The 20,836-nt window shown below is 74.2% G+C and carries 20 protein-coding genes and 2 pseudogenes; 9 read left to right on the plus strand and 13 right to left on the minus strand.

What is annotated here, in order from left to right; translation table 11 throughout:
* The 5 genes and pseudogenes from CTKZ_RS05665 to CTKZ_RS21415 all read right to left on the minus strand — a co-directional run.
* Window positions 1-256: pseudogene (locus CTKZ_RS05665) on the minus strand (hypothetical protein); the annotation flags it as partial.
* Between the two features lie 120 nt (window positions 257-376).
* Complete coding sequence (locus tag CTKZ_RS05670; RefSeq protein WP_124342038.1) at window positions 377-958, minus strand: dihydrofolate reductase family protein; 582 nt, start codon at window positions 956-958, stop codon at window positions 377-379.
* Window positions 959-1,057: 99 nt separating this feature from the next.
* A complete protein-coding gene (locus CTKZ_RS05675) occupies window positions 1,058-1,975 on the minus strand; it encodes a carbohydrate ABC transporter permease (protein WP_124342039.1) in 918 nt (305 codons plus the stop codon).
* A complete protein-coding gene (locus CTKZ_RS05680; RefSeq protein ID WP_124342040.1) occupies window positions 1,972-2,928 on the minus strand; it encodes a carbohydrate ABC transporter permease in 957 nt (318 codons plus the stop codon). The genes CTKZ_RS05675 and CTKZ_RS05680 overlap by 4 nt, the downstream gene beginning before the upstream one ends.
* A 129-nt stretch (window positions 2,929-3,057) precedes the next feature.
* Entirely contained in the window at window positions 3,058-3,198 is a 141-nt protein-coding gene (locus tag CTKZ_RS21415) for a hypothetical protein (protein ID WP_160142836.1), read from the minus strand.
* A gap of 302 nt (window positions 3,199-3,500) precedes the next feature.
* On the opposite strand from CTKZ_RS21415, the gene CTKZ_RS21420 reads away from it, so the two are divergent.
* Complete coding sequence (locus CTKZ_RS21420) at window positions 3,501-4,112, plus strand: PAS and ANTAR domain-containing protein (protein ID WP_160142837.1); 612 nt, start codon at window positions 3,501-3,503, stop codon at window positions 4,110-4,112.
* A 39-nt stretch (window positions 4,113-4,151) separates the two neighbouring features.
* Here CTKZ_RS21420 and CTKZ_RS05690 read toward each other — a convergent pair whose 3' ends face one another.
* Together CTKZ_RS05690 and CTKZ_RS05695 are read right to left on the minus strand one after the other, a co-directional pair.
* Window positions 4,152-4,991, minus strand: coding sequence for a hypothetical protein (locus CTKZ_RS05690; RefSeq protein WP_124342042.1), 840 nt, complete (start codon window positions 4,989-4,991; stop codon window positions 4,152-4,154).
* 45 nt (window positions 4,992-5,036) lie between these two features.
* The gene (locus tag CTKZ_RS05695) at window positions 5,037-6,032 is read right to left on the minus strand and encodes an ANTAR domain-containing protein (RefSeq protein WP_124342043.1); all 996 of its coding nucleotides are present in this window, start codon (window positions 6,030-6,032) and stop codon (window positions 5,037-5,039) included.
* Between the two features lie 235 nt (window positions 6,033-6,267).
* Between CTKZ_RS05695 and CTKZ_RS05700 the strand changes: the two genes are divergently transcribed.
* A complete protein-coding gene (locus CTKZ_RS05700; protein WP_225916610.1) occupies window positions 6,268-8,175 on the plus strand; it encodes a pectate lyase-like domain-containing protein in 1,908 nt (635 codons plus the stop codon).
* 111 nt (window positions 8,176-8,286) lie between these two features.
* Here the strand turns inward: CTKZ_RS05700 and CTKZ_RS05705 are convergent, their stop codons facing one another.
* A complete protein-coding gene (locus CTKZ_RS05705) occupies window positions 8,287-8,469 on the minus strand; it encodes a hypothetical protein (protein WP_124342044.1) in 183 nt (60 codons plus the stop codon).
* Between the two features lie 255 nt (window positions 8,470-8,724).
* On the opposite strand from CTKZ_RS05705, the gene rbsK reads away from it, so the two are divergent.
* Window positions 8,725-9,630, plus strand: coding sequence for a ribokinase (gene rbsK / locus CTKZ_RS05710; protein ID WP_124342045.1), 906 nt, complete (start codon window positions 8,725-8,727; stop codon window positions 9,628-9,630).
* Window positions 9,631-9,770: 140 nt separating this feature from the next.
* Here the strand turns inward: rbsK and CTKZ_RS05715 are convergent, their stop codons facing one another.
* The gene (locus CTKZ_RS05715; protein ID WP_124342046.1) at window positions 9,771-9,989 is read right to left on the minus strand and encodes a hypothetical protein; all 219 of its coding nucleotides are present in this window, start codon (window positions 9,987-9,989) and stop codon (window positions 9,771-9,773) included.
* A gap of 58 nt (window positions 9,990-10,047) precedes the next feature.
* On the opposite strand from CTKZ_RS05715, the gene CTKZ_RS05720 reads away from it, so the two are divergent.
* Complete coding sequence (locus tag CTKZ_RS05720) at window positions 10,048-10,512, plus strand: MarR family winged helix-turn-helix transcriptional regulator (RefSeq protein ID WP_200829650.1); 465 nt, start codon at window positions 10,048-10,050, stop codon at window positions 10,510-10,512.
* Window positions 10,513-10,582: 70 nt separating this feature from the next.
* Here the strand turns inward: CTKZ_RS05720 and CTKZ_RS05725 are convergent, their stop codons facing one another.
* Window positions 10,583-11,074: an FBP domain-containing protein gene (locus CTKZ_RS05725; RefSeq protein WP_124342047.1), complete on the minus strand. Its 492-nt coding sequence runs from the start codon at window positions 11,072-11,074 to the stop codon at window positions 10,583-10,585.
* A 418-nt stretch (window positions 11,075-11,492) separates the two neighbouring features.
* Here CTKZ_RS05725 and CTKZ_RS05730 point away from each other — a divergent pair, with 418 nt between their 5' ends.
* Window positions 11,493-12,806, plus strand: coding sequence for a Fic family protein (locus tag CTKZ_RS05730; protein WP_124342048.1), 1,314 nt, complete (start codon window positions 11,493-11,495; stop codon window positions 12,804-12,806).
* 130 nt (window positions 12,807-12,936) lie between these two features.
* Window positions 12,937-13,110, plus strand: a pseudogene (locus tag CTKZ_RS05735) (NAD(P)-binding protein); the annotation flags it as partial.
* A 10-nt stretch (window positions 13,111-13,120) separates the two neighbouring features.
* Here the strand turns inward: CTKZ_RS05735 and CTKZ_RS05740 are convergent.
* The gene (locus CTKZ_RS05740; protein WP_235843359.1) at window positions 13,121-14,074 is read right to left on the minus strand and encodes a DMT family transporter; all 954 of its coding nucleotides are present in this window, start codon (window positions 14,072-14,074) and stop codon (window positions 13,121-13,123) included.
* Window positions 14,075-14,145: 71 nt separating this feature from the next.
* On the opposite strand from CTKZ_RS05740, the gene CTKZ_RS05745 reads away from it, so the two are divergent.
* Window positions 14,146-15,045: a LysR family transcriptional regulator gene (locus CTKZ_RS05745; RefSeq protein ID WP_124342050.1), complete on the plus strand. Its 900-nt coding sequence runs from the start codon at window positions 14,146-14,148 to the stop codon at window positions 15,043-15,045.
* A gap of 76 nt (window positions 15,046-15,121) precedes the next feature.
* Complete coding sequence (locus CTKZ_RS05750) at window positions 15,122-16,843, plus strand: GMC family oxidoreductase (RefSeq protein ID WP_124342051.1); 1,722 nt, start codon at window positions 15,122-15,124, stop codon at window positions 16,841-16,843.
* A gap of 109 nt (window positions 16,844-16,952) precedes the next feature.
* Here CTKZ_RS05750 and CTKZ_RS21425 read toward each other — a convergent pair whose 3' ends face one another.
* Both CTKZ_RS21425 and CTKZ_RS05760 read right to left on the minus strand, forming a co-directional pair.
* Window positions 16,953-17,651 carry a hypothetical protein gene (locus CTKZ_RS21425; RefSeq protein ID WP_160142838.1) on the minus strand — a complete coding sequence of 233 codons (699 nt, stop codon included), beginning with the start codon at window positions 17,649-17,651 and terminating at the stop codon, window positions 16,953-16,955.
* A gap of 70 nt (window positions 17,652-17,721) precedes the next feature.
* Window positions 17,722-19,689, minus strand: a complete 1,968-nt coding sequence (locus CTKZ_RS05760) for a cytochrome c biogenesis protein CcdA (RefSeq protein ID WP_124342053.1) — start codon at window positions 19,687-19,689, stop codon at window positions 17,722-17,724.
* Between the two features lie 161 nt (window positions 19,690-19,850).
* Here CTKZ_RS05760 and CTKZ_RS05765 point away from each other — a divergent pair, with 161 nt between their 5' ends.
* Window positions 19,851-20,525 (plus strand): fasciclin domain-containing protein, encoded by a 675-nt coding sequence (locus tag CTKZ_RS05765; protein ID WP_124342054.1) that lies wholly within the window; start codon window positions 19,851-19,853, stop codon window positions 20,523-20,525.
* Window positions 20,526-20,836 lie beyond the last annotated feature (311 nt).

Genomic DNA, 20,836 nt, shown 5'->3' on the forward strand with positions numbered 1-20,836 from the left:
GCGGCACGTCGGTGAGCAGCGGGTGCGCGGCGTGGCCGAGCGGCTTGCCGCGCAGCAGCCGCCGCAGGCCGTCGTGCTGGAGGGGCCCGCGCCAGAGGGCGGCGACGCGCTCGACGACCGGGTCGAGCTGGTGCGCGTTCTCCAGCGCCTGCGCCAGCCGGTCGGCGACGGAGTCGGCGCGCGGGCCGGCGTGCCGACCGGTGCTCTGCTGCTCGTCGGACGTGCCGCCGGTGCGGTCGGTGTCGGCCGTGACCATGAGGACTCCTCGCGTGCGTCGCCGTCGAGGGCTCGGCGACGGGCTCACCGGCCGCGTCCTGACCGCCCTCTCGACCCTACGCACGGGTGCGGCGACGCGCCCGCCGGTGACACCGCAGCGTCAGGTGCGGTCGTAGGTGAGGACGCGCACCCCGTTCTCCAGGCGGACCTCGTCGACCGGACGGAAGAGGTGGGGCGCGAACGGGCCGCGGAACAGCGGGATGCCGGAGCCGATGACCGACGGGTTCTGCTTGAGGACGAGGCGGTCGATCTCCGGGAGCAGTGCGTGCGCGAGGGTGCCGCCGCCGACCAGCCACAGGTCCAGGCCGGGCTCGGCCTTGAGCGCGCGGACCCGGTCGAGGGCGTCGGTGGCGATGATCTCGACGGCGGGGTCGGGGCTCGTGGCCAGGGTCGTCGAGAAGACGAGGTGCCGCAGGTGGGGGTACGCGTCGGTCATCCCGGCGGCGAGCCCGAGCTCGTACGAGGCGCGTCCCTCCAGGACCGTGTCGAAGACCCGGCCCGGGCCGTCGATGCCCATGGCCGCGCGTGCGGGGCCGGGCAGGGTCTCGGGGTAGTGCTCGACGATGAACCGGACGACGTCGGGTGTGATCGAGAACCAGTCGGCGCCGCTCGGGTCGCCTCCGTCCGGGCCGGCGATGTAGCCGTCGAGGGTCGTGGCGACGTAGTAGACGAGCTTGCGCATGGGGTCCTCTCCGCGGGGCTGGACGACAGCCGTGGCAAGCCGCGAACAGTAACCGATGCGTCGGTGCCCGGGGTACTCGGCCGACCGCGATCGTGCAGGTCAGCCCTTCGAGCCCGTCGTCGCGATGCCCTGGACGAAGTGCCGCTGGCCGAGGAAGAACAGGAGGATCATCGGGATCGTCGTGATGACGCTGGCGGTGACGACGATCTCCCAGTGCCACTCCCCGCCGAACCCGAACTGGTCGAGCATCGCCTTGAGCCCGCGCGGGACGGTGAAGGTCGACGAGTCCTGCAGGTAGATGAGCGGGCGCATGAGGTCGGTCCACGCGGCCTGGATCTCGAACAGCAGCGTGAGGATGAGCGCGGGCCGGCACAGCGGCGCGGCGATGCGGGCGAAGATCGTCCAGTTGCCGGCGCCGTCGAGTCGCGCGGCCTCGAAGAGCTCGCGGGGCAGGCCGAGGAAGAACTGCCGCAGCAGGAAGATGTAGAACGCGCTGCCGAACAGGTTGCCCCCCCACAGCGGGGTGAGGCCGCCGACGAGCCCGAGCTCCTTCCAGATGAGGTAGGTCGGGACCATCGTGACGGCGCCGGGCAGCATCATCGTCGCGAGCACGAGGCCGAACAGCGGCCCGCGGCCGGGGAACCGGAAGTACGCGAAGCCCCACGCGACGAGCGCGGAGGAGAAGGTCACGGTGACCGCGGCGAGCGCCGTGACGATCACGGTGTTGACCAGCCAGGTCGCCATGGGGGCGACCTGCCACACCTCGACGTAGTTCTGCAGCGTGAACGTCTGCGGGATCAAGCGGTTGTCGAACACCTCGCCGCGCGGCTTGAACGACGCCGACAGCAGCCAGACGAACGGGAAGACGAACGCGACGGTCGCGAGCACGAGCGCGCCGAGGACGGCGACGCGCAGCGCGCGCCTTCGGGGCGGGCGCCGACGCGGGAGCGTCGGGGTCCCGGGGTCGGCGGTGACGACGCCCTGGGGCATGCGCGTCGCGGCGGCGGCGGAGGTCATCGTGCGTCCCCCTCGTAGTAGACGACGCGTCGGCTGACCAGCACCTGGATCCCCGTGATCGCCATGATGACGAGGAAGAGCAGCCACGCCAGCGCGGAGGCGTACCCCATGTGCAGGAACTCGAACGCCTGCTGGAACAGGTAGATGACGTAGAACAGCGCGGCGTCGTTGGAGTACGTCGTGTTCCCCGAGCCGAAGAACGCCGTGTACGCCTCGGTGAAGAGCTGCAAGGACGCGATGGTGTTGACGACGACGACGAAGAACAGCGGGCCGCTGATCATCGGGAGGGTCACCGCGCGCGTGCGGTGCCAGAACCCGGCGCCGTCGACGCGGGCCGCGTCGTAGAGGTCGGTCGGGACGTTGCGCAGGGCCGCGAGCAGGATGATCACGGTCGACCCGACGGTCCACAGACCCATCATCACGAGCCCGGGCTTGACCCAGTCCGGGTCGGTCGTCCACGCGGGGCCGTCGATCCCGATCCAACCCAGCATGGTGTTGATCGCGCCCCGCTGACCGTTGAACAGCAGCAGCAGGAGCACGCCGATCGCGACGGGCGGCGTCATCTTCGGCAGGAAGAACGCCGTCCGGAAGAAGCCCGCCGAACGGGCGGCCCGGTCGAGCAGCAGCGCGAGGCCCAGGGCGAGCAGGATGTGCGCCGGCACCGCCATGACCGTGTAGATCAGCGTGTTGCGCAGGGCGAGCGCGACCTTCGGGTCCGCGAACAGCTCCCGGTAGTTGTCGAAGCCCACGAACCGCGGGTCGTTGATGACGTCGTAGTCCGTGAGCGACAGGTACGCGCTGTAGACCATCGGCCACGCGGTGAACACGACGAACCCGACGAGCCACGGGGCGATGAACCACCACGCGTGGCGCGCGTCGCGGCTCGACACGCTCGACCGCCGCCGGCGCGGGGCCTCGACCCCGGCCGGCGCGGTCGTCGTCGTCGCCGCCATCAGTCCGTCGACCCGCCGTCCCAGCGCCGCTTCTCCCGGGTCGGCGAGCCGAAGCGGTTCTCCCGGCGGCGCGACCTGCGACGTCGGTGCGGCTCGCCCTGCGGCGGGGCGAGGGGGGTCCCCCTGCGGTCAGCCGGCGTCCGAGCGGTCCTCCTCCGACGACTCCGATGCGTCGGTCACGTCGATCTCGCTCGGGTCGGTCTCGGACTCGTCGGGTCCCTGGCCGGCGCTCAGCGGCCCCCGGTCCTTGTCGTCCTGCGCGCGGTCCATGCGGTGTCCTCTCCTCGGACGCCCTGCCGCCAGACCCCGACGCACGCGGGGCGTTCTCGACGCGTCCACGCTACGAGCCGGTCCGTCAGAGCGCCATCGGCGCCACCGCTCACGTGCCCACGTCGCGGAGAAGCGCACCGCGAGCCGCTTCTCCGTCGGTGCGCCGGCCGGTGTCCCCTGGTGCGGGACCGGGACGGGACTCGGATGCCGCGAGAAGACGCCGAGACTACGCTGGGCGCATCATCCGGCGGAGGGTGTCCAGCCACGGGCGCGCCGCAGCCGGGAGTCGCGGAGCACGAGTGATGGACGACCTCCAGTCGGGGCAGTTCCTCGTCCCGGTCGACGGCCGCCCCTGGTGGTCGGACGAGCTGTACGCCGTCCTCGGGATGTCCCCCGGCGACGTCCCGCCGACGCTCGACGCGCTGCTGCGGCACGTGCACGTCGACGAGCGGGAGGCGCTGCGCCGCGCGGTCGAGGAGTGCGCGCGCGGGGGTGCCGCGTTCGCCCAGGTGCACACCGTCAAGCGACTCGAGGGCGAGTCCCGGGTCGTGGCGATCGCCGGGGTCGCGGAGCCGGCGGGACTGGGGCACGACGTGCGCGGCGTGGTCGTCGACGTGTCCCCCGATGTCCGCGCGCGTGCCGCGCGGGCCGTCAACGCGAAGCTGCCCGAGCTGCTCGCGGAGCGTCCGGTCGTCGAGCAGGCGATCGGGTGCCTCGGCCTGGTCTACGGGGTCGACCGGGCCGGCGCCCTGGAGATGCTCCGGTGGAGCGCGGACCGGCGCGACGTCGACGTGACCGCAGCCGCACGGCTCGTCATGCAGGCAGCCGTCGCGGCGGGCGGCGACCTCGGCACCCAGGGGGGCCGACTCGAGCGTGCCGTCGCGAGCGCACTCGACGACTCGCCACCCGCCTGACGCGTCTCCGCACGCTGCGTCACGCGATCGGGAGCATCGTCACGAGGGATCGCGCCGCTCGTCCCGCCCGCGCCGGGGCGACAGCACCTCCTCCGTGAGGTCGTCGACCTCGCTCACCCGGACGGTCCACGGACGCTGCTCCGCGTCGCCGGCGATGGGCGCGAGCTCGATCGACTGGAGCTCCTCGCCCACGGTGTCCAGCTCCTCGTGCGTCGACAGGAGGTCCTCGTTCGCCGTCTCCAGCTCCTCCACCGTGGACCGGAGCTCCTCGTCCGTCGACCCCGGCCGCTGGGACGCGGCCCTCGCCCCTCGGGGGCGCCCCGCGCGACTCATCCGCCAGTCGACCTCGGCCGCCTCGCGGTGCTCGCGCGCTCGGGAGCGGTGGCGACCGGCGTCCGACCCGAGCCGTGCGAGCCGCTCGTGGACGTCGGCCGCGGCCTCGTGCGCGAGGGCCGCTCGTTCGAACACGTCGGCGGACCGGGCGCGCACGGCCGCCGCGGCGCGCTGCACCTCCCGGGCCGAGCCTGCGGCGTCGCCGACGTCGGGACGCGACGGTTCGCGTCCCCCTTGCGGCTCCGCCAGCCGCTCGCGCGCACGCGTCGCGCGCTCGACCGCGGAGCGCGACCTCAGAGTCGCGCGCGGGTCGGTCGGGGGCGCGACCCACGGCGCCTGGTCGGCCCTGTCGTCGAGCTCGCTCACGCGTTCCACGACGGTCTCGTCCGGGAGGTCGATCAGGTGGGGTCGCCCGAGTCGCAGCGCCGTCCGCCGTCCGCGCGCGATCGCGTGCCACGCGTCGGCGGTCGGCTCACCCTCGAGCCGCCGGCCGACCAGCGTCGCCCAGCCGCCGTCCCAGCGCACGGTGCGCACCGCGTCGTCCATCAGCACCACCTCCGCCCCCGCGAGGCTCGTCCGGTGTCCTGCTCGTCAGGCGCTGACGGCGCCGAGGCGACGTCCCGGCGCGAGGGCCCCGTCCGCGGCGCGCACGACGCGCGCCGGCAGGGTCCCGACCATCCCGGCGGGGTCGCCGGCGGGGACGACGACCCGCAGCCGGACGTGGTCGGAGTCCGCGCGCCGCGCCGTCCCGGCGAGCAGGTGCCGGGCCGCGGCGCCGATCCCGGCCGTGCGTTCGAGGTCGACGACGAGGCCGCCCTGCGCGCGGGCCTCGGACCACACCGTGCCGAGCGCCTCGGCGAGCAGCCGCGCGGTCCACGGGTCGACCCGGCCGCCGACCGTGACCACCGGGCCGTGCGGCCCGTAGGTCGAGGTGGTCACCTCGCAGCGGTCGGCACGTCGACGGGGCGGGGCGTCCGGGTCGTCGAGCATGCGCTCGAGGGCGTCGCGGGCCGACGGTGCCAGGCTCTCGGCCGCGCGCACGACTGCGACGACCCGCTGGGCGAGCAGCGCGAGCTTGACGTTGAGCCGCATCGAGCTCCAGCGCAGCAGGTCGAACGCCTCCTGCTCGTCGATGCCGTACACGAGCATGAGGGCGCCCTTGGCCTGGTCGACGAGCGCGTGGGAGGCGAGCGCGGTATCGAGCTGCAGCTGCGCGTCGTGCCGCGCGGCGGCGGTGACGGCCTCGTCGACGTCCAGGACGAAGCCCCCGACGCGGGGCTCGCCGGCGTCGTCGCGCTCGCGGGCACCGGTGAGGGTGACGCGTCGTCGGCCGTCGCCCTCGGCCGCGTGCACGCGGTGCGACACGGCGAAGGACGTCCCGTGCGTCATGCAGGCGGCGAGCGCGTCGGTGACCCGCCCGCGGTCGTCCTCGTCGATGCGGTGCAGCAGGCTTCCCACGCCCACGGCGCCCGGCTGTGAGCCGCCCGCCCTGGGGCCGTAGGTCGCCCGCATGGTGTCGGACCACCACCAGCGACCCCCCTCGTCGTACGTGTAGCGGCCTACCGCCTCGGCTGCGTGGACGGGCATGGGTCCTCCTCGCGGCTCCGCCGCGAAGGAAGAGAGAGGCTGGGTCCGAACCCCCGGGTCCGTCGTGGACGCCGCTGCTCTCGACAGTAGACCCGGGGCCCGGTGCCCGCGCGGTGCGTCGGCCGTCGCGCACGTCCGAGGCCTGATCGTGGACACGTTTCACCGGCCTCTTACTAACAGGTCGGTAAGTGTGGTTTCCTCCGGTGTGTCCACCCTCGACGGAGAGGAACCCCGCATGGACCCGCACGTCCCTGCGAGCAGCCGGTCACGACGACGTCGTCGCACCCCGCTGATCGCGACCCTCGCCCTCGCGCTCGCCGCGACGGCCGCCGCGCCCGCCACCGCCCACGGCGGCAGCGCGCCCTCCACCCCGAACCTCGGCCCGAACGTCGTCGTCTTCGACCCGAGCATGCCCGTCGCCGACATCCAGGCGAAGGTCGACCAGATCCACGCCCAGCAGGTCGACGCCGAGATGGGCACCGCCCGCTGGTCGCTGCTCTTCAAGCCCGGTGAGTACGGCACCGCCGCGCAGCCGCTGCAGATGAAGGTCGGGTACTACACCGAGGTCGCCGGCCTCGGGGCGTCGCCGACCGACGTCGTCGTGCACGGCAAGATCGAGACGTACAACCGCTGCCTGTCCGACGACCCCGCGAACCCCAACTGCATCGCGCTCGTCAACTTCTGGCGCACGCTGTCCAACCTCACGCTCGACATCGACGGCGCCGGGCAGGACGGCTGCCGCGCCTCGGCGAACTTCTGGGCCGTCTCGCAGGCCGTGTCGCTGCGCCGCCTCGACGTCCTCGCGAACGAGGGCGACCCCGGGTTCTCGCTCATGGACTACTGCACCGCCGGCCCGCAGTACGCGAGCGGCGGCTTCATCGCCGACTCCCGGTTCGGCGACGTCGTCAACGGGTCGCAGCAGCAGTGGCTCACGCGCAACAGCTCCGTGCGGAGCTGGTCCAACGCCGTGTGGAACCAGGTGTTCGCCGGCGTCGAGGGCGCGCCGGCCGACGCGACGTTCCCCGACCCCCCGTACACGACGCTCGACACCACGCCCGTCAGCCGCGAGAAGCCGTACCTCTACGTCGACGCGCGCGGCACGTGGCAGGTCCGCGTCCCGTCGGCGGCCGAGGGCACGCGCGGCATCACCTGGGCGAACGGCATGACGCCCGGCCGCTCGATCCCCCTGCGCGACTTCTACGTCGCGAAGCCCGGCGACTCGGTGCTCAAGATCAACGCGCAGCTCGCGCTCGGCAAGCACCTGCTGCTCACGCCCGGCGTGTACGACATCGCGTCGACGATCGCCGTCTGGCGGCCCGGCACGGTCGTGCTCGGGACCGGCCACGCGACGCTCACGTCCGCGCGCGGCGCGACCCCGCTGTTCGTCGCCGACGTGCCAGGCATCGTCGTCGCCGGCGTCACCATCGACGCCGGCCCGCAGAAGTCGTCCGTGCTGCTCAAGGTCGGCCTCGACCACCGGCACGCGCCCGACTGGGGCACCAAGAGCCGTCGCGACCCGATCACGCTCAGCGACGTCTACTTCCGCGTCGGCGGTCCCCACAAGGGCAGCACCGACGTCGCGCTCGAGATCAACGCCGACGACGTCCTCGTCGACCACACGTGGGTGTGGCGCGCCGACCACGGCGTCGAGGGCTTCACCGAGGGGGTGAACGGTGACACCCAGCGGTGGCGCACCAACATCGGCCGCAACGGCGTCGTCGTGAACGGCGACGACGTGACCGCGACCGGCCTGTTCGTCGAGCACTTCCAGCAGCACAACACCGTCTGGAACGGCGAGCGCGGACGCGTCGTCCTCTACCAGAACGAGCTGCCGTACGACCCGCCGACGCAGGCCGACTGGACCGAGCCCGACGGCACCCTCGGGTGGGCCGGGTACAAGGTCGGCGACAAGGTCAAGACGCACCAGCTCTGGGGCGCGGGCGTCTACGTGTTCAACCAGAACAACCCGTCGATCGTCACCGAGAACGGGTTCGAGGTGCCGCAGCGTCCGGGCGTGACGCTGAAGCACGTCATGACCGTCAACCTCAGCGCGGGCACGATCCGCCACGTGGTCAACGGCGTGGGTGGTCAGGTGGACAGCTCGAACACGGGGACCCCGTCGTTCGTCACGTCCTACCCGTGACAGATCCGGTGGGTCGCGGGCCGTGGCTGCCTGCGGCCCACCGGGTCGGCTCGCTGCCCCGCGCGGTCCTGCGCCGGGGCGGCTCGCGCGCTGCGCGCGGAGGTCCGCCCGTCAGCTCGCGCGCTTCGCGCGGAAGTCCTCCGCCATCTGCTGGGCCTGCGCGTTGATGACGCGGCGCAGGCTGTCGTAGAGCACCTGGGTGCGGGCGGCACTCTCGCCGCTCTCCACCGCGCGCGCCCAGGCGCGCTTGGCCGCGGCGACGTCGGCGTTCGTGACCTCGATCCGCATGTCCATCCCACAAGCCTCCCTGAAGTCCTGGGATGACTGAGGCTGGTTGGACCCAGGTCACCCGATCGTGTGCCGACGACGTCCGCCGTCCGGGTGCGCCCGTCGCCGCCTCGGCGCAACGGCGCCCGACGACCTCTGCTGGCCGTTGCCGACGGTAGGCGACCCCCCGCGAAGCGCAACCGGGGAGCCGTGCGGCGGGCACGGCCGCGACACGCGACGCCGTCGCGGCCACGATGTCCTCGTCGAGCACGAGGAGTCGCCATGGGGCACGACGTCGTCGTCGTGGGGTCGGTCAACGCCGACCTCGTGCTGCAGGTCGACCGTCACCCACGGCCCGGGGAGACGCTCCTGGGCCGTGACGCCGTGACCCTGCCCGGTGGCAAGGGCGCGAACCAGGCCGTCGCCGCCGCCCGGCTCGGCGCGTCCGTCGCACTGGTCGGGGCCGTCGGCACCGACCCGGACGCCGCCGTCGCGCTGAGCCTGCTGACGTCGGCGGGCGTCGACCTCACCCACGTCGCGACCGTCGACTGGCCGACGGGGCTGGCCGTCGTCACGCTCGCCGACGACGGCGAGAACACGATCGTCGTCGTCCCGGGCGCCAACGCCGCCGTGACACCAGCGGCCGTCGACGCCGCTCACGACGTGGTCGCGGGCGGTCGCGTGTGCGTGCTGCAGGCGGAGATCCCGCTCGACGCCGTCGGCCGTGCCGCTCACGTCGCGCACCGTGCCGGCGCGCGGGTGCTGCTCAACGTCGCACCCGCGACCACGCTCCCCGACGACGTCGTGCGTCTGGCCGACCCGCTCGTCGTCAACGAGCACGAGGCGGCGCTCCTGCTCGGACGCCCGATCACCGCCGGTGCCGAGGGTGCCCGCGACGCCGCCGCGGAGCTCGCGGCGCGCGGGCCGGGGTCGGTCGTCGTCACGCTCGGGACGTCGGGGGTCGTCGGGCACGAGGCGGGGGCGTCCTGGTCGTGGCCCGCCGTGCGCGTCGACGCGGTCGACACCACCGGTGCCGGCGACGCGTTCGTCGGCGCCCTCGCCGCCCGGCTCGCCGCCGGAGACGCCCTCCGGGACGCAGCAGCGTTCGCGACCCGCGTCGCCGCGGCGTCCGTCACGCGCCTCGGCGCCCAGCCGTCCTACCCGTGGGCCACCAACCCCCTGCCGTGAGCGACCCGCCGGCTCGGTGCTCCGGATCACACGACGCGGTGCCGGGACCGTGCGGCGAACCGATCTGCCGATCATGCCCGACGCGCTCACCGCCACGACGCCGCCCTCGTCCGATCGCCTGCACAGTCAGGAGACGCGTCCTAGCCCTCCGGCGACTGTCGCTCGACCAGGTACGGCCGACCGTCCGGGCCGGTGACGCGATCGAAGGTCTGCCGCATCTCGGTCTCACGAGCGCGCTCCTGGTCGGTCACCGCGCGACCGCGGCCGTCGGGCGATCCCACCGAGGGCGGGCCGACGAAGCGCAGGAAGAACAGCGTCACGTGGTTGTTCAGCGCGTCGAACCGGTCGGCGAAGCCCATCGTGAGTTCCATTCGTGCGCGGATGATTTGTGCACGAACTTATCACTAGGATGCTCGCATGCGGACCACCGTGACGGACGCCTCGGACGTCGACCCCCTCGCGCTCGAGGCGCAGCTCTGCCTCGCGACGTCCGCCGCCGCCCGCGCGCTCGTCGGCGTCTACCGGTCGCTCCTCGAGCCCCTCGGCCTCACGCACCCGCAGTACCTCGCGATGCTCGCGCTCTGGCAGCACGGCGACCTGTCGCTCAAGCGGCTCGCCGCCGTCCTCCAGCTCGAGCCCGCGACGACGTCGCCGCTGGTCAAGCGCCTGGAGGCCCTCGGCCTCGTGACGAAGACGCGTGCGGGCGACGACGAGCGGCAGCTCGTCATCGCGCTCACCGACGAGGGCCGCGCGATGCGCGCCGACGCCGTCGGCATCCCCGCCGCGATGGTCGACCGCCTCGGCCTGTCGCGGCGGGAGGTCGACGAGATCCGCGTCGGCATGGAGACGCTGCTCGCCGCCTGCCACCGCGCGACCACCTGACCGCGAGGGACGACCCCGACGGGCGCGGGCCGGTGCGGCGCCAGACGTGCCGACGCCGCACCGTCAGCGGTCAGGACTCGCGCAGGACCTCGCGGACGAACCGCACGGAGTGCTCGCGCAGCGTCTCGATGCGGCGCTGGACGACACCGGCCGGGTCCTGTCCGGCCTCGACCAGCGTGGGCTTGCGGCGCACGTTGCGCGAGCACACGAAGTCCGTGCACACGAGCGTCCCGAGGGTGTCGCCGTTGCGACCGGCCGCGCCGGCCCGGCGGGCCACGTACATCGACACGTCGTCGGTCGCGTAGACGTCCTCGCACCACGCGCACACCGCGCGGCGTCGCGACGCGACCTCGGGGGCCCGCAGCGTGACGCCGACGACCCCGTCGTCCACGGGGACGACCACAGAGGAGCGCAGCGGCGCCTTGCGGTCGATCCAGCCCAGGTAGTCGAGGCGGTCCCAGCGCAGGTCGGCCAGGTCGGACGGGAGGGTGAGCTGCGCGGCCTCGCGGCGCGAGCAGTTCACGAAGGACGTGCGGATCTGCTGTTCGGTCAGGGGAAGCATGGGTCTCGGCTCTCGTGCGGCAGGAGCCGTCGCCGGTCCATCGAGGGGCCGGGGACGGCACGGGTCAGGAGACGGCCCGCCGGGGTGCACCGAGGAACCCGCGCGGACCAGGTCCGGACGGGTCGTCGCCGTGAGGCGTCAGGCGTGCGGGGCGGGCGTCGGGCCCGCGCCTGAGGAGGCCAGGACGGCCGCCTCGCTTCCCTGCTGCATCGAGATGCACCTCGTGCTCGCGGTCGCGGGCTGTTCCTGCGACGCAGATCGCCGTCCATAGTGCACCCGGTCGCCCGAGGCGCCAAACAGGCAAGGGCCGCCGAAGCGGTGCGAACTGAGGTCCGACGCTACTCGACCTCAGTTTAGCTGGAATCGGCTAAACTGAGGTCGAGTAGCCGTGCACCTCACGCCGCGAGAGAGGGAGGCGATGGCTCCCTTCGTCGACCAGGTGTGGACGCCCTCAGTCACGGACGGGTTGCCGCGCCGGTACACCCGCTCCGGGCCGTACCGGGCGTACGTTCCCGAGGCCTTGACCGGCCGGGTGGTCGTGCTGCGTGCCTCGACGCAGGCGCTCGTCGACGAGGCCGGCGCGCTGGCAGCAGCAGCGCTCGCATCGGTGCAGCATGCCGGGCTCGGCCAGATCGGTGACCTCCTCGTCCGGTCCGAGGCGTCCGCGTCCTCGCTCATCGAGGGCTACGAACCGACACCCCGAGCCGTGGCTGTCGCCGACTTCGTGAAGCGTGGACGCACTCCTGCCGTCATCGTCGCGCGCAACCTCCGCGCCGTTCGCGAGTCCCTGACCCGGCCCGCCGCCACCGCGCGCGGCGTGGTCGCGGAGGTGTGCGACCTGCACGCGCTGATCACCCCAGGCGCCGCTGGGGTGCGTCAGGAGCCGGTGTGGATCGGGGGCGCCACTCCGCTCGACGCGCACTACAACGCACCGCCGTCCGACCGGGTGCCCGGTCTGCTCGACGACCTCGACGACTACCTCACGTCGCACGCCCACAGCGCCGTCGTCGCGGCCGCCGTCGCACACGCGCAGTTCGAGACGATCCACCCCTTCACCGACGGCAACGGCCGCGCCGGTCGCATCCTTCTCGGCATCGTGCTGTCCCGCTACGGGCTCACGCCAGGCGTCGCGCTCCCCGTCTCGACCGAGCTGTTCCGCGACCGCGAGCGCTACTACGCCGCTCTCGACGCCTACCGGGGCGGCGACGACGACACGATCGTCGCAGTCGTCGCCGACGCGGTGTGCGTCGCAGCCGAGGAGTCGGTACGGCTGTCGACCGCCGTCGCCTCCTGGCTGGAGGTGCAGACGAAGACGCTCGACGTCCATCTCGCCGAGCGGTCGCCTTCAGGCCGTGTCCGTCACGGGGCACCGCACCGGATCATCGCCGACCTCCCCACCTCGCCCGTGCTGGACGTGGCGTCGGTGGCCTCCTCGCAGGCCGTGACCGACAACGCCGCACGGGCGGCGCTCGAGACCCTGGCCGACGCGGGGATCCTCCGGCGCGACCGGAAGGCCGACAGGACCAAGACCGTCTACGTCGCGGCCGGTCTCCTCGGCCTGGTAGGCACACCGCTGCCCGGACACCGTGCGGACGACGAGAGTGCCGGCGGCGACGCCCCGGTCGTCGCCGTCGAGGCGGCCGGGGGAAGCACGGACGCGTGCGGCGCATGGCTGCCCCGCGCGGGGCGCGCGTGCACAGAGCCTGCGGGGCATCGCGGGCAGCACCGGTGAGCTGAGGAGCGAGCGGCCACCGTCCGCGCCGCTGCTTGTCATCGCCACGCCCGTGATCGACGCGGGCGAGGCGTGCCGGAGGTCGACGACGACGTCTGCGGGAAGCGACACGCGCCCGCACGTCGTCGTCGTGGGCTCCGGCTTCGGTGGTTCGGTCGCGGCGCTGCGGCTCTCCGAGAAGGGGTACCGCGTCACGGTCCTCGAGGCCGGCCGCCGCTTCACGCCGCAGATGCTGCCGCGGACGTCGGGGGACGTGCGCCGGTTCCTGTGGGCGCTGCGGCTCGGCTGCCTCGGCATCCAGCGCAGAGCGGAGCTCAGGCCGTCCGCGCCCCGAGCGCTTCGCCCGGTGCGGCGGCGGCGACCGGCGTCCGCTTCCCCCGCTGCGCCACCACCACGCCCAGCACGACCAGCACGCCACCGACCGGCTCGTACCAGTGCACCTGCTCGCCCAGGACGAGCGCGCCCAGCACCACCCCGACGAGCGGGGTCAGGTACGTGACCGTCGACGCCCGCTGCGCGCCCCACGCGTCGACGATCCGGTTGAACCACACGTACGCCGCGCCGGTGCCCAGCGCGCCGAGGGCGACCATCGCGCCGACCAGCGGCCACGACACCTCGAGCGTGCCGAGCGCGCTCGCCGGCACGACGAACGGCGACGCGGCCAGCACCAGGAGCGCCCCGGCGCCGATCTGCCCCGCCGCGACCGACTCGGGCGGCAGGCCCAGCGGCGTGACGAACCGGCGCAGGTAGGTCGTGCCGATCCCGTAGCTCGCCGTCGCCCCGAGGCACGCGAGCACGGCCGGGACGCTCGCGGACACGCCGCCCGCGAGCCAGGTCCACGGCGCCACGACCACCACCACGCCGAGGATGCCGACGAGCAGGCCGACCCGCTGCCGGGCGACCAGCCGCTCGGTGGGCAGCAGCGCCGCCGCCCACGCGGCGGTCATGAGCGGCGTCGTCGCGTTGAGGATGCTGGCGAGCCCCGACGTCACGTGCTGCCCGGCCCACGAGAACAGCAGGAACGGCACGACGCACAGGATGACGCCGAGCACCGCGAGGTGCCCCCACGTCCGCGCACCGCGTGGCCAGCGCCGACGCAGCACGAGCATCGCGACGAGCAGCGCGACCGCCCCCAGGGCCAGCCGCGCCAGCACGACCTGCGCCGGGCTCAGCCCTTCGTCGAGCCCGACCTTGATGAACAGGAAGCTCGCGCCCCACACGAGGGCGGCGGCGAGGTAGTAGACGACGATCGTCCGGTCCCGGGTCACGTGCACCACCGTGGCCGAGACCTCTGACATGAGGCAAACGCATCTGTCTCATGCCGCGATAGGTTCAATTCATGCCCACGCTCGTGCAGCTCCGGGTCCTCGTCGCGGTGGTCGACCGCTCGTCGTTCACCGACGCCGCCGCGACGCTCGACGTCAGCCAGTCCGCCGTCTCGCACGCCGTCGCCGCGCTCGAGCAGGAGGTCGGCGGCCGGCTCGTCGAGCGTGCGACGCCCGTCGTGACGACAGCGCTCGGCGCCCGCCTGCTCCCCCACGCGCGCGCCGCGATCGCGTCCGCCGACGCCTTCACGGCCGAGCACGCCACGGCGCGGTCGGCGGGGACCGTCCGGCTCGCCGCCGTGCCGACGGTGTGCCAGGGCCTCATGCCGGCGCTCCTGCGGACGTGGGGCGACCGGCTGCCGCTCGTCCACGTGCGCGTGTTCGAGGGCGACGACGACGAGCTCGCGGACTGGCTCGAGGGCGGCATCGTCGACGCCGCGGTGCTCGTCGACCCGGACCCGGCGCCGGACGGTGCCCGGCTCGTCGCGCGCGACGACTTCCGCGCCGTCGTCCGCACCGACCACCCGCTCGTCGACGCGGGTCCGATCCCGCTGGCCGAGCTCGTCGAGGACGGCCTGCTCGTGTCCGGGGGCGGGTGCGAGGCGCAGGTCCGACGCCTGCACCGCACCGCCGACCTGCCGTTCTCCCCCGGACAGCGTGTCCGCGAGCTGGCGACGATGCTCCGCATGGTCGACGAGGGCATCGGGGTGTCCGTCATGCCCAGCCTGGGCGGCGGCCTGCTCCCCGACGGCGTCGTCATGGCCCCGCTCGCGCCCACGCTGACGCGCGACCTCGTGCTCACCGGCCCGACGACCCGCCCGTGGCACCCGCTCGTCCGCGCCCTCGTCGCGGCGACCGACGAGCACCCGCTCGACGCGACGCGCGAGGCCGTCCCCGCCCTGGCCGGACGCTGACCCCGGCCCGAGGTCGGCGTCGTCCTATCATCACGACGTCCGTGACCGACGCGGGCGGTGGTGCCGGAGGTCGACGATGACGTCTGCGGGGAGCGACGCGCGTTCGCACGTCGTCGTCGTGGGCTCCGGGTTCGGCGGGTCGGTCGCGGCGCTGCGGCTCTCCGAGAAGGGGTACCGCGTCACCGTCCTCGAGGCGGGTCGGCGCTTCACCCCCGAGACGTTGCCGCGGACCTCGTGGGACGTTCGGCGGTTCCTCTGGGCGCCGCGGCTCGGCTGCCACGGCATCCAGCGGATCCACGTGCTGCCCGACGTCGTCGTGCTCGCCGGGGCGGGCGTCGGCGGCGGGTCGCTCGTCTACGCGAACACGCTCTACGAGCCCGAGTCGGCCGCGTTCTGGGCCGACCCGCAGTGGGCCGGGATCACGGACTGGCGCGACGAGCTCGCGCCGCACTACGACCAGGCACGGCGGATGCTCGGGGTCGTCGACAACCCGACGGTCACGCCCGCGGACCGCGTCGTGCTGGCGGCGGCGCGCGACCTGGGCGTCGGGTCGACGTTCCGGCGGGCGCCCGTCGGCGTCGTGTTCGGGCCGCCCGGGACGCCGGTCGCGGACCCGTTCTTCGGCGGCGTCGGGCCCGAGCGACGCGGGTGCCTCGAGTGCGGCGAGTGCATGACCGGGTGCCGGCACGGCGCCAAGAACACGCTCGAGACCAACTACCTGTGGCTCGCCGAGCGGGCAGGGGCACGGATCGTCCCGGACACGACGGTGACGTCGCTGTCGCCGCTGCCCGGCGGCGGGTGGGCCGTCTCGACCGTGGCGACCGGGCGACGCGGACCGGGCCGCCGGCTCGTCGCCGACCAGGTGGTCGTCGCCGCCGGGGCGTGGGGCACGCAGTCGCTGCTGCACCGGCTCAAGGCCGACGGGACGCTGCCCGGCCTCTCGGACCGGCTCGGCGCGCTGACCCGCACCAACTCCGAGTCGCTCGGCGGCGCGGCCCGACGCGTGCGCGGCTGGCGGCGGCGCGAGCCGTTGAACAGCGGCGTCGCCATCACGTCGTCGGTCTGGCTCGACGAGCGCACCCACCTGGAACCGGTCCGGTACGGGCGCGGGTCGAACCTCATGGGGCTCCTGGCGACGGTGCTCACCGACGGCGGGGGACGCGTCCCGCGGCCCGTGCGGTGGCTCGGTCAGGTGGTGCGGCACCCGGCGCGCGCCGCGTCGGTCCTCACCGGGCTCGGGTCGTGGTCGCAGCGCACCGTCATCGGGCTCGTCATGCAGACCGGCGACGCGTCGATCACCGTCTCCCCCCGCCGCACCCGGCTCGGCCGCTGGCGCCTGACCTCGACACCCGGTGACGGCGAGCCGAACCCGACGTGGATCCCGCAGGCCAACGCCGCCTACCGACGCATGGCCGCGCACGTCGGTGGCGGGGCGTTCAGCAGCCTCGGGGAGATCGTCGACGTGCCGATGACCGCGCACTTCATCGGCGGCTGCACCATCGGCACGAGCGCCGCGGACGGCGTCGTCGACCCGTACCACCGCGTCTTCGGCCACGACGGGCTGCACGTCCTCGACGGCTCGACGATCACCGCGAACCTCGGCGTCAACCCCTCGCTCACCATCACCGCCCAGGCGGAACGCGCGTGCGCGCTCTGGCCGAACGCCGGGGACCCGGACCCGCGACCCCCGCTCGGCGAGGCCTACGTGCGCGTCGCGCCCGTCGCCCCGCGTGCGCCCGTCGTGCCGGCGGGGGCGCGCGCCGCCCTGCGGCTGACCGTGCTCCGCCCGACGTCCTGACGCGTCGACGGCCCCACGGTCGGCGCCGCCGGGGCGAGCGGGCGCGTACCGACCGCGCGCGACCTGTGCGGTCAGGACGCGGGTGCCGTCGGCGGGTTCGCGCCGTGCGTCAGCAACCCGCCGAGTCGAACGGGCACAGCAGCTCCCAGCCCTGCTGCGCGAGGCCGGAGACGGTCGTGCGCGCCGAGCCGACGGTCCCCTCGCCCCCGTCCAGCCCGACGAGCATCACGGCGTTGCCGCGCCGCGTCACCGCGACGTAGGTGCCCATCGCGTCGTCGAGCGAGCCCGACGCGGACGAGCCGTAGTAGTCCGTCGCCAGCCCGAGCCCCTGCGCCCCCACCGCGAGCGGCTCCGCGACGTACCGGGTCGGCGGCTCACCCTCGGTGCACGCGCCCAGCGCGGCGGTCAGACGCTCCGCCTCCGCGACGGCGGCGTCCGCATCCGCGAGCACGGCGACCTGCTGCACGCCCACGGGGGCCTCGAACTCACCCGAGCCCTGGGAGACGGTCCGCATCGCCGACGCGCCGGTCGGGTCGCCCGCGGCGCACGCCTCCGGCAGGCGCCAGTCGACGACGCCCGTCGACTCGTCGCGCGGGGCCTGCGGACCGACGGCCGTCCACGCCGCCTCGGTCAGCATCACCTCGGGTGCGACGTCCGTCGCGACGGAGCCGGTCGGCGAGGACGACGCGGCAGGCGCCGACGCGGACGTCGCCGGGGGCGGCGTCTCCTGGGCCTCCGGGTCGGTCGCGCAGGCCGCGAGGGCCAGGGTGCAGAGGGCGATCGTCGAGGTCAGCGTGAGGGTCCGCATGCGCACCACCCTGACAGACGTTCCCGCGCGCCGTGGCTGGTCGCGCCCGGATCCGTGTCCGTCGCGGGCGTCACCCGAAGGTGAACGAGTAGACCGTCACGCCTTCGGGGGCGTCGAGCTCGACGGTCCCCTCCGCGACCTCGTCGCCGTCGACGACCGGGTAGGACCGCGGCGGTCCGGCCACGTCGAGCGTGCCGCGGTCCACGACGCGCCCGTCGGCGCCGCGCACGACGAAGCCCACCTCGCCCGTCCCGCCGAGCACGGTCTGCACGACGGCCGCGTGGTAGCGGAGCCGGAGGGTGGCGTCGGCGCCGGCGTTCGCGCCCTGGAAGTCCGTCGTCCACGTCCCGCCGAGCGCGACCGTGTCGGGATCCTGCCCGGTCGGCAGTGCGTAGGTGTGCTCGCCCTGCACGTACTCCCCGGCGACGTTGCTGCGCTTCGAGACGGAGAGGAACGTCTCGGGGGTGACGTCCTCCTGCGGAGTCGCGTCGTCGACCTGCGTGCGCGGCGGGAGCACGACGTCGGGGTCGGCGGCGACGAGCAGCTCGCGGATCATCGTCTCCGTCGCCTCGTAGTTCCCCTCGCCCTGCGAGACGTGGCGTACCTGCCCGTCGGCGTCGACGAGGTACGCGGCCGGCCAGTACCGGTTCCGGTACGCGGTCCACGTCGCGTAGGCGTTGTCCTGCGCGACGGGGTACTCGATGCCGAACCGGCGGGCGCCGTCGACGACGTTGCGGGTCTCCCTCTCGAACGCGTACTCGGGCGTGTGCACGCCGACGACCACGAGCCCGGCGGCGCGGTACGCCTCGTCCCACGCGACGACGTGCGGGACGGACCGCTGGCAGTTGATGCACGAGTACGCCCAGAAGTCGACGAGCACGACCTTGCCGCGCTGGTCGGCCAGGTCGACGGGTGCGCCGTCGGGCGTGTTCAGCCACGTGTCGATGCCGCGGATCGCGGGCGCCGGGCCGCACTCCTCGAGCTCGTCGGCACCGTCGGTGCACTCGCTCAGGCGCTCGTTCTCCGCCGTGACGAGGCCGCCGAGGTCGAGCTCGCGCTGCACGCGCGGGTCGGCCGCGATCTGCTCCTGCAGGCCGTCGGTGTAGCCCGGCAGCGCCCGCTGGATCGCGTCGGTCAGGTTGAACGACAGCGCGAGGGCGAGCGCGATCATGAGCGCACCGCCGACCGCCCGTACCGCGCGCAGGTGCGACCGGAACGCCTTGACGCGCTCGGACGCGCGACGTCCGGCCAGCGCGACGGCCAGCAGCGGCGCCGCGGCGCCGAGCGCGAACGCCACAGTCAGGACGACGGTCCCCGGGCCGACGTTCCCGCTCGCGCCCGCAACCGTGATCGCCGCGAGCACCGGGCCCGCGCACGGCACGTAGACCGCGCCCAGACCGAGACCCAGCACGAACCCGCCGCGGCTCGAGCTGGGGGCGTTGCGCGGAGCGAGTCGCGCGAACGGTCGCTCGATGACCGCCTCGAGCCGCGGCACGAGCAGGCCGAGGCCGATCACCGCGAGCACGACGATGCCCGTCCAGCGCAGCAGGTCCTGCGGCAGGCCCAGCACCGACAGCACGACGCTGCCGAGCAGCGTGACGAGCGTGAAGCTCGTGACCAGGCCCGCGACGACCAGGTAGGGACGAGCCGACCGGCGCGCCCTCGTCACCGTCGGCTCGTCGCCCGAGGGCGGTCCGTCGATCGTCGCCGTCACCGCACCCCCACCCGCACCGGCGGCACGCGTCCCGCCGTCACCCGCTGCGGTGCCCGCCGCCGTGCCGCGCAGGAAGTCGGGCACCGGCAGGACGCCGAAGCCGGGCAGGCCTGCCCCCGACGTGCCCGAGCCCGACGACGAGGCGCCCGCGGCGACGCGCGGCCGCGTCCGGCGCCCCGACGGGCTCCCCGGCGGTCCGGCTGCACCCGACGACCCCGTCGCCCCCGCGACGAGCACGACGGGCAGCACGGGGAGGATGCACGGCGAGACGCCGGTGACGAGGCCGCCGACGAGGCCGATCAGCGCGAGCGTGAGCAGGTCCATGCCCGACGTTCGCCGCCGAGGCCGTCCGCGGATGGGTCGCGGACGCGTCGGGAACTCGTCGACATCCGCACCCATCCACCCCGTCGACGGCCCCGAACCACCCTCGACAGGGGAGCCACCGGGCACCGGGCCGCTCCCTTCGGACTCAGGAGGGAACCACCATGAAGACCACCACCCGCACCCGCGTCGCCGCGGTCCTGCTCGCCGGTGTCACCGGGCTCACCCTCACCGCGTGCTCCTCGGGCGACGACACGGCCGGCGCCGACGAGACGGCCGCGATGGAGCAGACGCCCATGGAGGAGTCGACGCCCGAGGACGACGGGATGATGACCGCCGACCCCGCCGCGGACCTCGTCGGCCCGGGCTGTGCCGACTACGCCGCCGCCGTCCCCGACGGCCCGGGCTCGGTCATGGGCATGTCGACCGACCCCGTCGCGGTCGCCGCGTCGAACAACCCGATGCTGAAGACCCTGACCGCCGCCGTCTCCGGTCAGCTGAACCCCGACGTCAACCTGGTCGACACTCTCAACGGCGACGAGTTCACGGTGTTCGCGCCCGTCGACGACGCCTTCGCGAAGATCGACCCCGCGACGATCGAGGGCCTCAAGACCGACACCCCGACGCTGACGTCGATCCTCACGTACCACGTCGTGCCCGGTCAGCTCACGCCCGACCAGGTCGTCGGCACGCAGACCACCGTCCAGGGCGGCACCGTCGAGGTCACCGGCTCGGGCGACGAGCTCATGGTCAACGACGCCAAGGTCGTCTGCGGCGGCGTCCACACCGCCAACGCGACCGTCTACCTCATCGACTCGGTGCTCATGCCGACGATGTGACGACTCGGTCCGGTCCCGTGCGGTGCCGGACCGTCCCGCTCCCCGACGGGGGCACCCCTGCGGTGCCCGGACATGGTGCCCGTCGGGGAGCACGGAGCCCCCTCGCCTCCTGCGGCGAGGGGGCTCTCGTCGTCCCGGGTGCGGCTCGTCGGGACGGCGTCCGCGCGCGACGGGATCATCAGGGCGACGCCCGCGCGCCGAGGGTCGTCGGGCGTGCGAGCGCGGGCCGCCGGGACGACGGGGGCACACGCTCGACGGCCGGCCGCGGCGAGGTCGGCGGGCGTGCGGCGGGCGCGTGCGGCGGGCGTGTG

It is taken from the genome of Cellulomonas algicola (assembly GCF_003851725.1).
GTDB classification, from domain to species: Bacteria; Actinomycetota; Actinomycetes; order Actinomycetales; family Cellulomonadaceae; genus Cellulomonas; species Cellulomonas algicola.

Coding starts and splice junctions, on each gene's coding strand:
- CTKZ_RS05705 (WP_124342044.1), bottom strand. CDS start 8,469: ATGGACATGCGGATCGAGGTCACGAACGCCGACGTCGCCGCGGCCAAG.
- CTKZ_RS05680 (WP_124342040.1), bottom strand. CDS start 2,928: ATGGCGGCGACGACGACGACCGCGCCGGCCGGGGTCGAGGCCCCGCGC.
- CTKZ_RS05675 (WP_124342039.1), bottom strand. CDS start 1,975: ATGACCTCCGCCGCCGCCGCGACGCGCATGCCCCAGGGCGTCGTCACC.
- CTKZ_RS21415 (WP_160142836.1), bottom strand. CDS start 3,198: ATGGACCGCGCGCAGGACGACAAGGACCGGGGGCCGCTGAGCGCCGGC.
- CTKZ_RS05745 (WP_124342050.1), top strand. CDS start 14,146: ATGCCCACGCTCGTGCAGCTCCGGGTCCTCGTCGCGGTGGTCGACCGC.
- CTKZ_RS21420 (WP_160142837.1), top strand. CDS start 3,501: ATGGACGACCTCCAGTCGGGGCAGTTCCTCGTCCCGGTCGACGGCCGC.
- CTKZ_RS05725 (WP_124342047.1), bottom strand. CDS start 11,074: ATGCTTCCCCTGACCGAACAGCAGATCCGCACGTCCTTCGTGAACTGC.
- CTKZ_RS05720 (WP_200829650.1), top strand. CDS start 10,048: ATGCGGACCACCGTGACGGACGCCTCGGACGTCGACCCCCTCGCGCTC.
- CTKZ_RS21425 (WP_160142838.1), bottom strand. CDS start 17,651: ATGCGGACCCTCACGCTGACCTCGACGATCGCCCTCTGCACCCTGGCC.
- CTKZ_RS05670 (WP_124342038.1), bottom strand. CDS start 958: ATGCGCAAGCTCGTCTACTACGTCGCCACGACCCTCGACGGCTACATC.
- CTKZ_RS05760 (WP_124342053.1), bottom strand. CDS start 19,689: ATGGACCTGCTCACGCTCGCGCTGATCGGCCTCGTCGGCGGCCTCGTC.
- CTKZ_RS05730 (WP_124342048.1), top strand. CDS start 11,493: ATGGCTCCCTTCGTCGACCAGGTGTGGACGCCCTCAGTCACGGACGGG.
- CTKZ_RS05690 (WP_124342042.1), bottom strand. CDS start 4,991: ATGGACGACGCGGTGCGCACCGTGCGCTGGGACGGCGGCTGGGCGACG.
- CTKZ_RS05765 (WP_124342054.1), top strand. CDS start 19,851: ATGAAGACCACCACCCGCACCCGCGTCGCCGCGGTCCTGCTCGCCGGT.
- CTKZ_RS05695 (WP_124342043.1), bottom strand. CDS start 6,032: ATGCCCGTCCACGCAGCCGAGGCGGTAGGCCGCTACACGTACGACGAG.
- rbsK (WP_124342045.1), top strand. CDS start 8,725: ATGGGGCACGACGTCGTCGTCGTGGGGTCGGTCAACGCCGACCTCGTG.
- CTKZ_RS05750 (WP_124342051.1), top strand. CDS start 15,122: ATGACGTCTGCGGGGAGCGACGCGCGTTCGCACGTCGTCGTCGTGGGC.
- CTKZ_RS05700 (WP_225916610.1), top strand. CDS start 6,268: ATGGACCCGCACGTCCCTGCGAGCAGCCGGTCACGACGACGTCGTCGC.
- CTKZ_RS05715 (WP_124342046.1), bottom strand. CDS start 9,989: ATGGGCTTCGCCGACCGGTTCGACGCGCTGAACAACCACGTGACGCTG.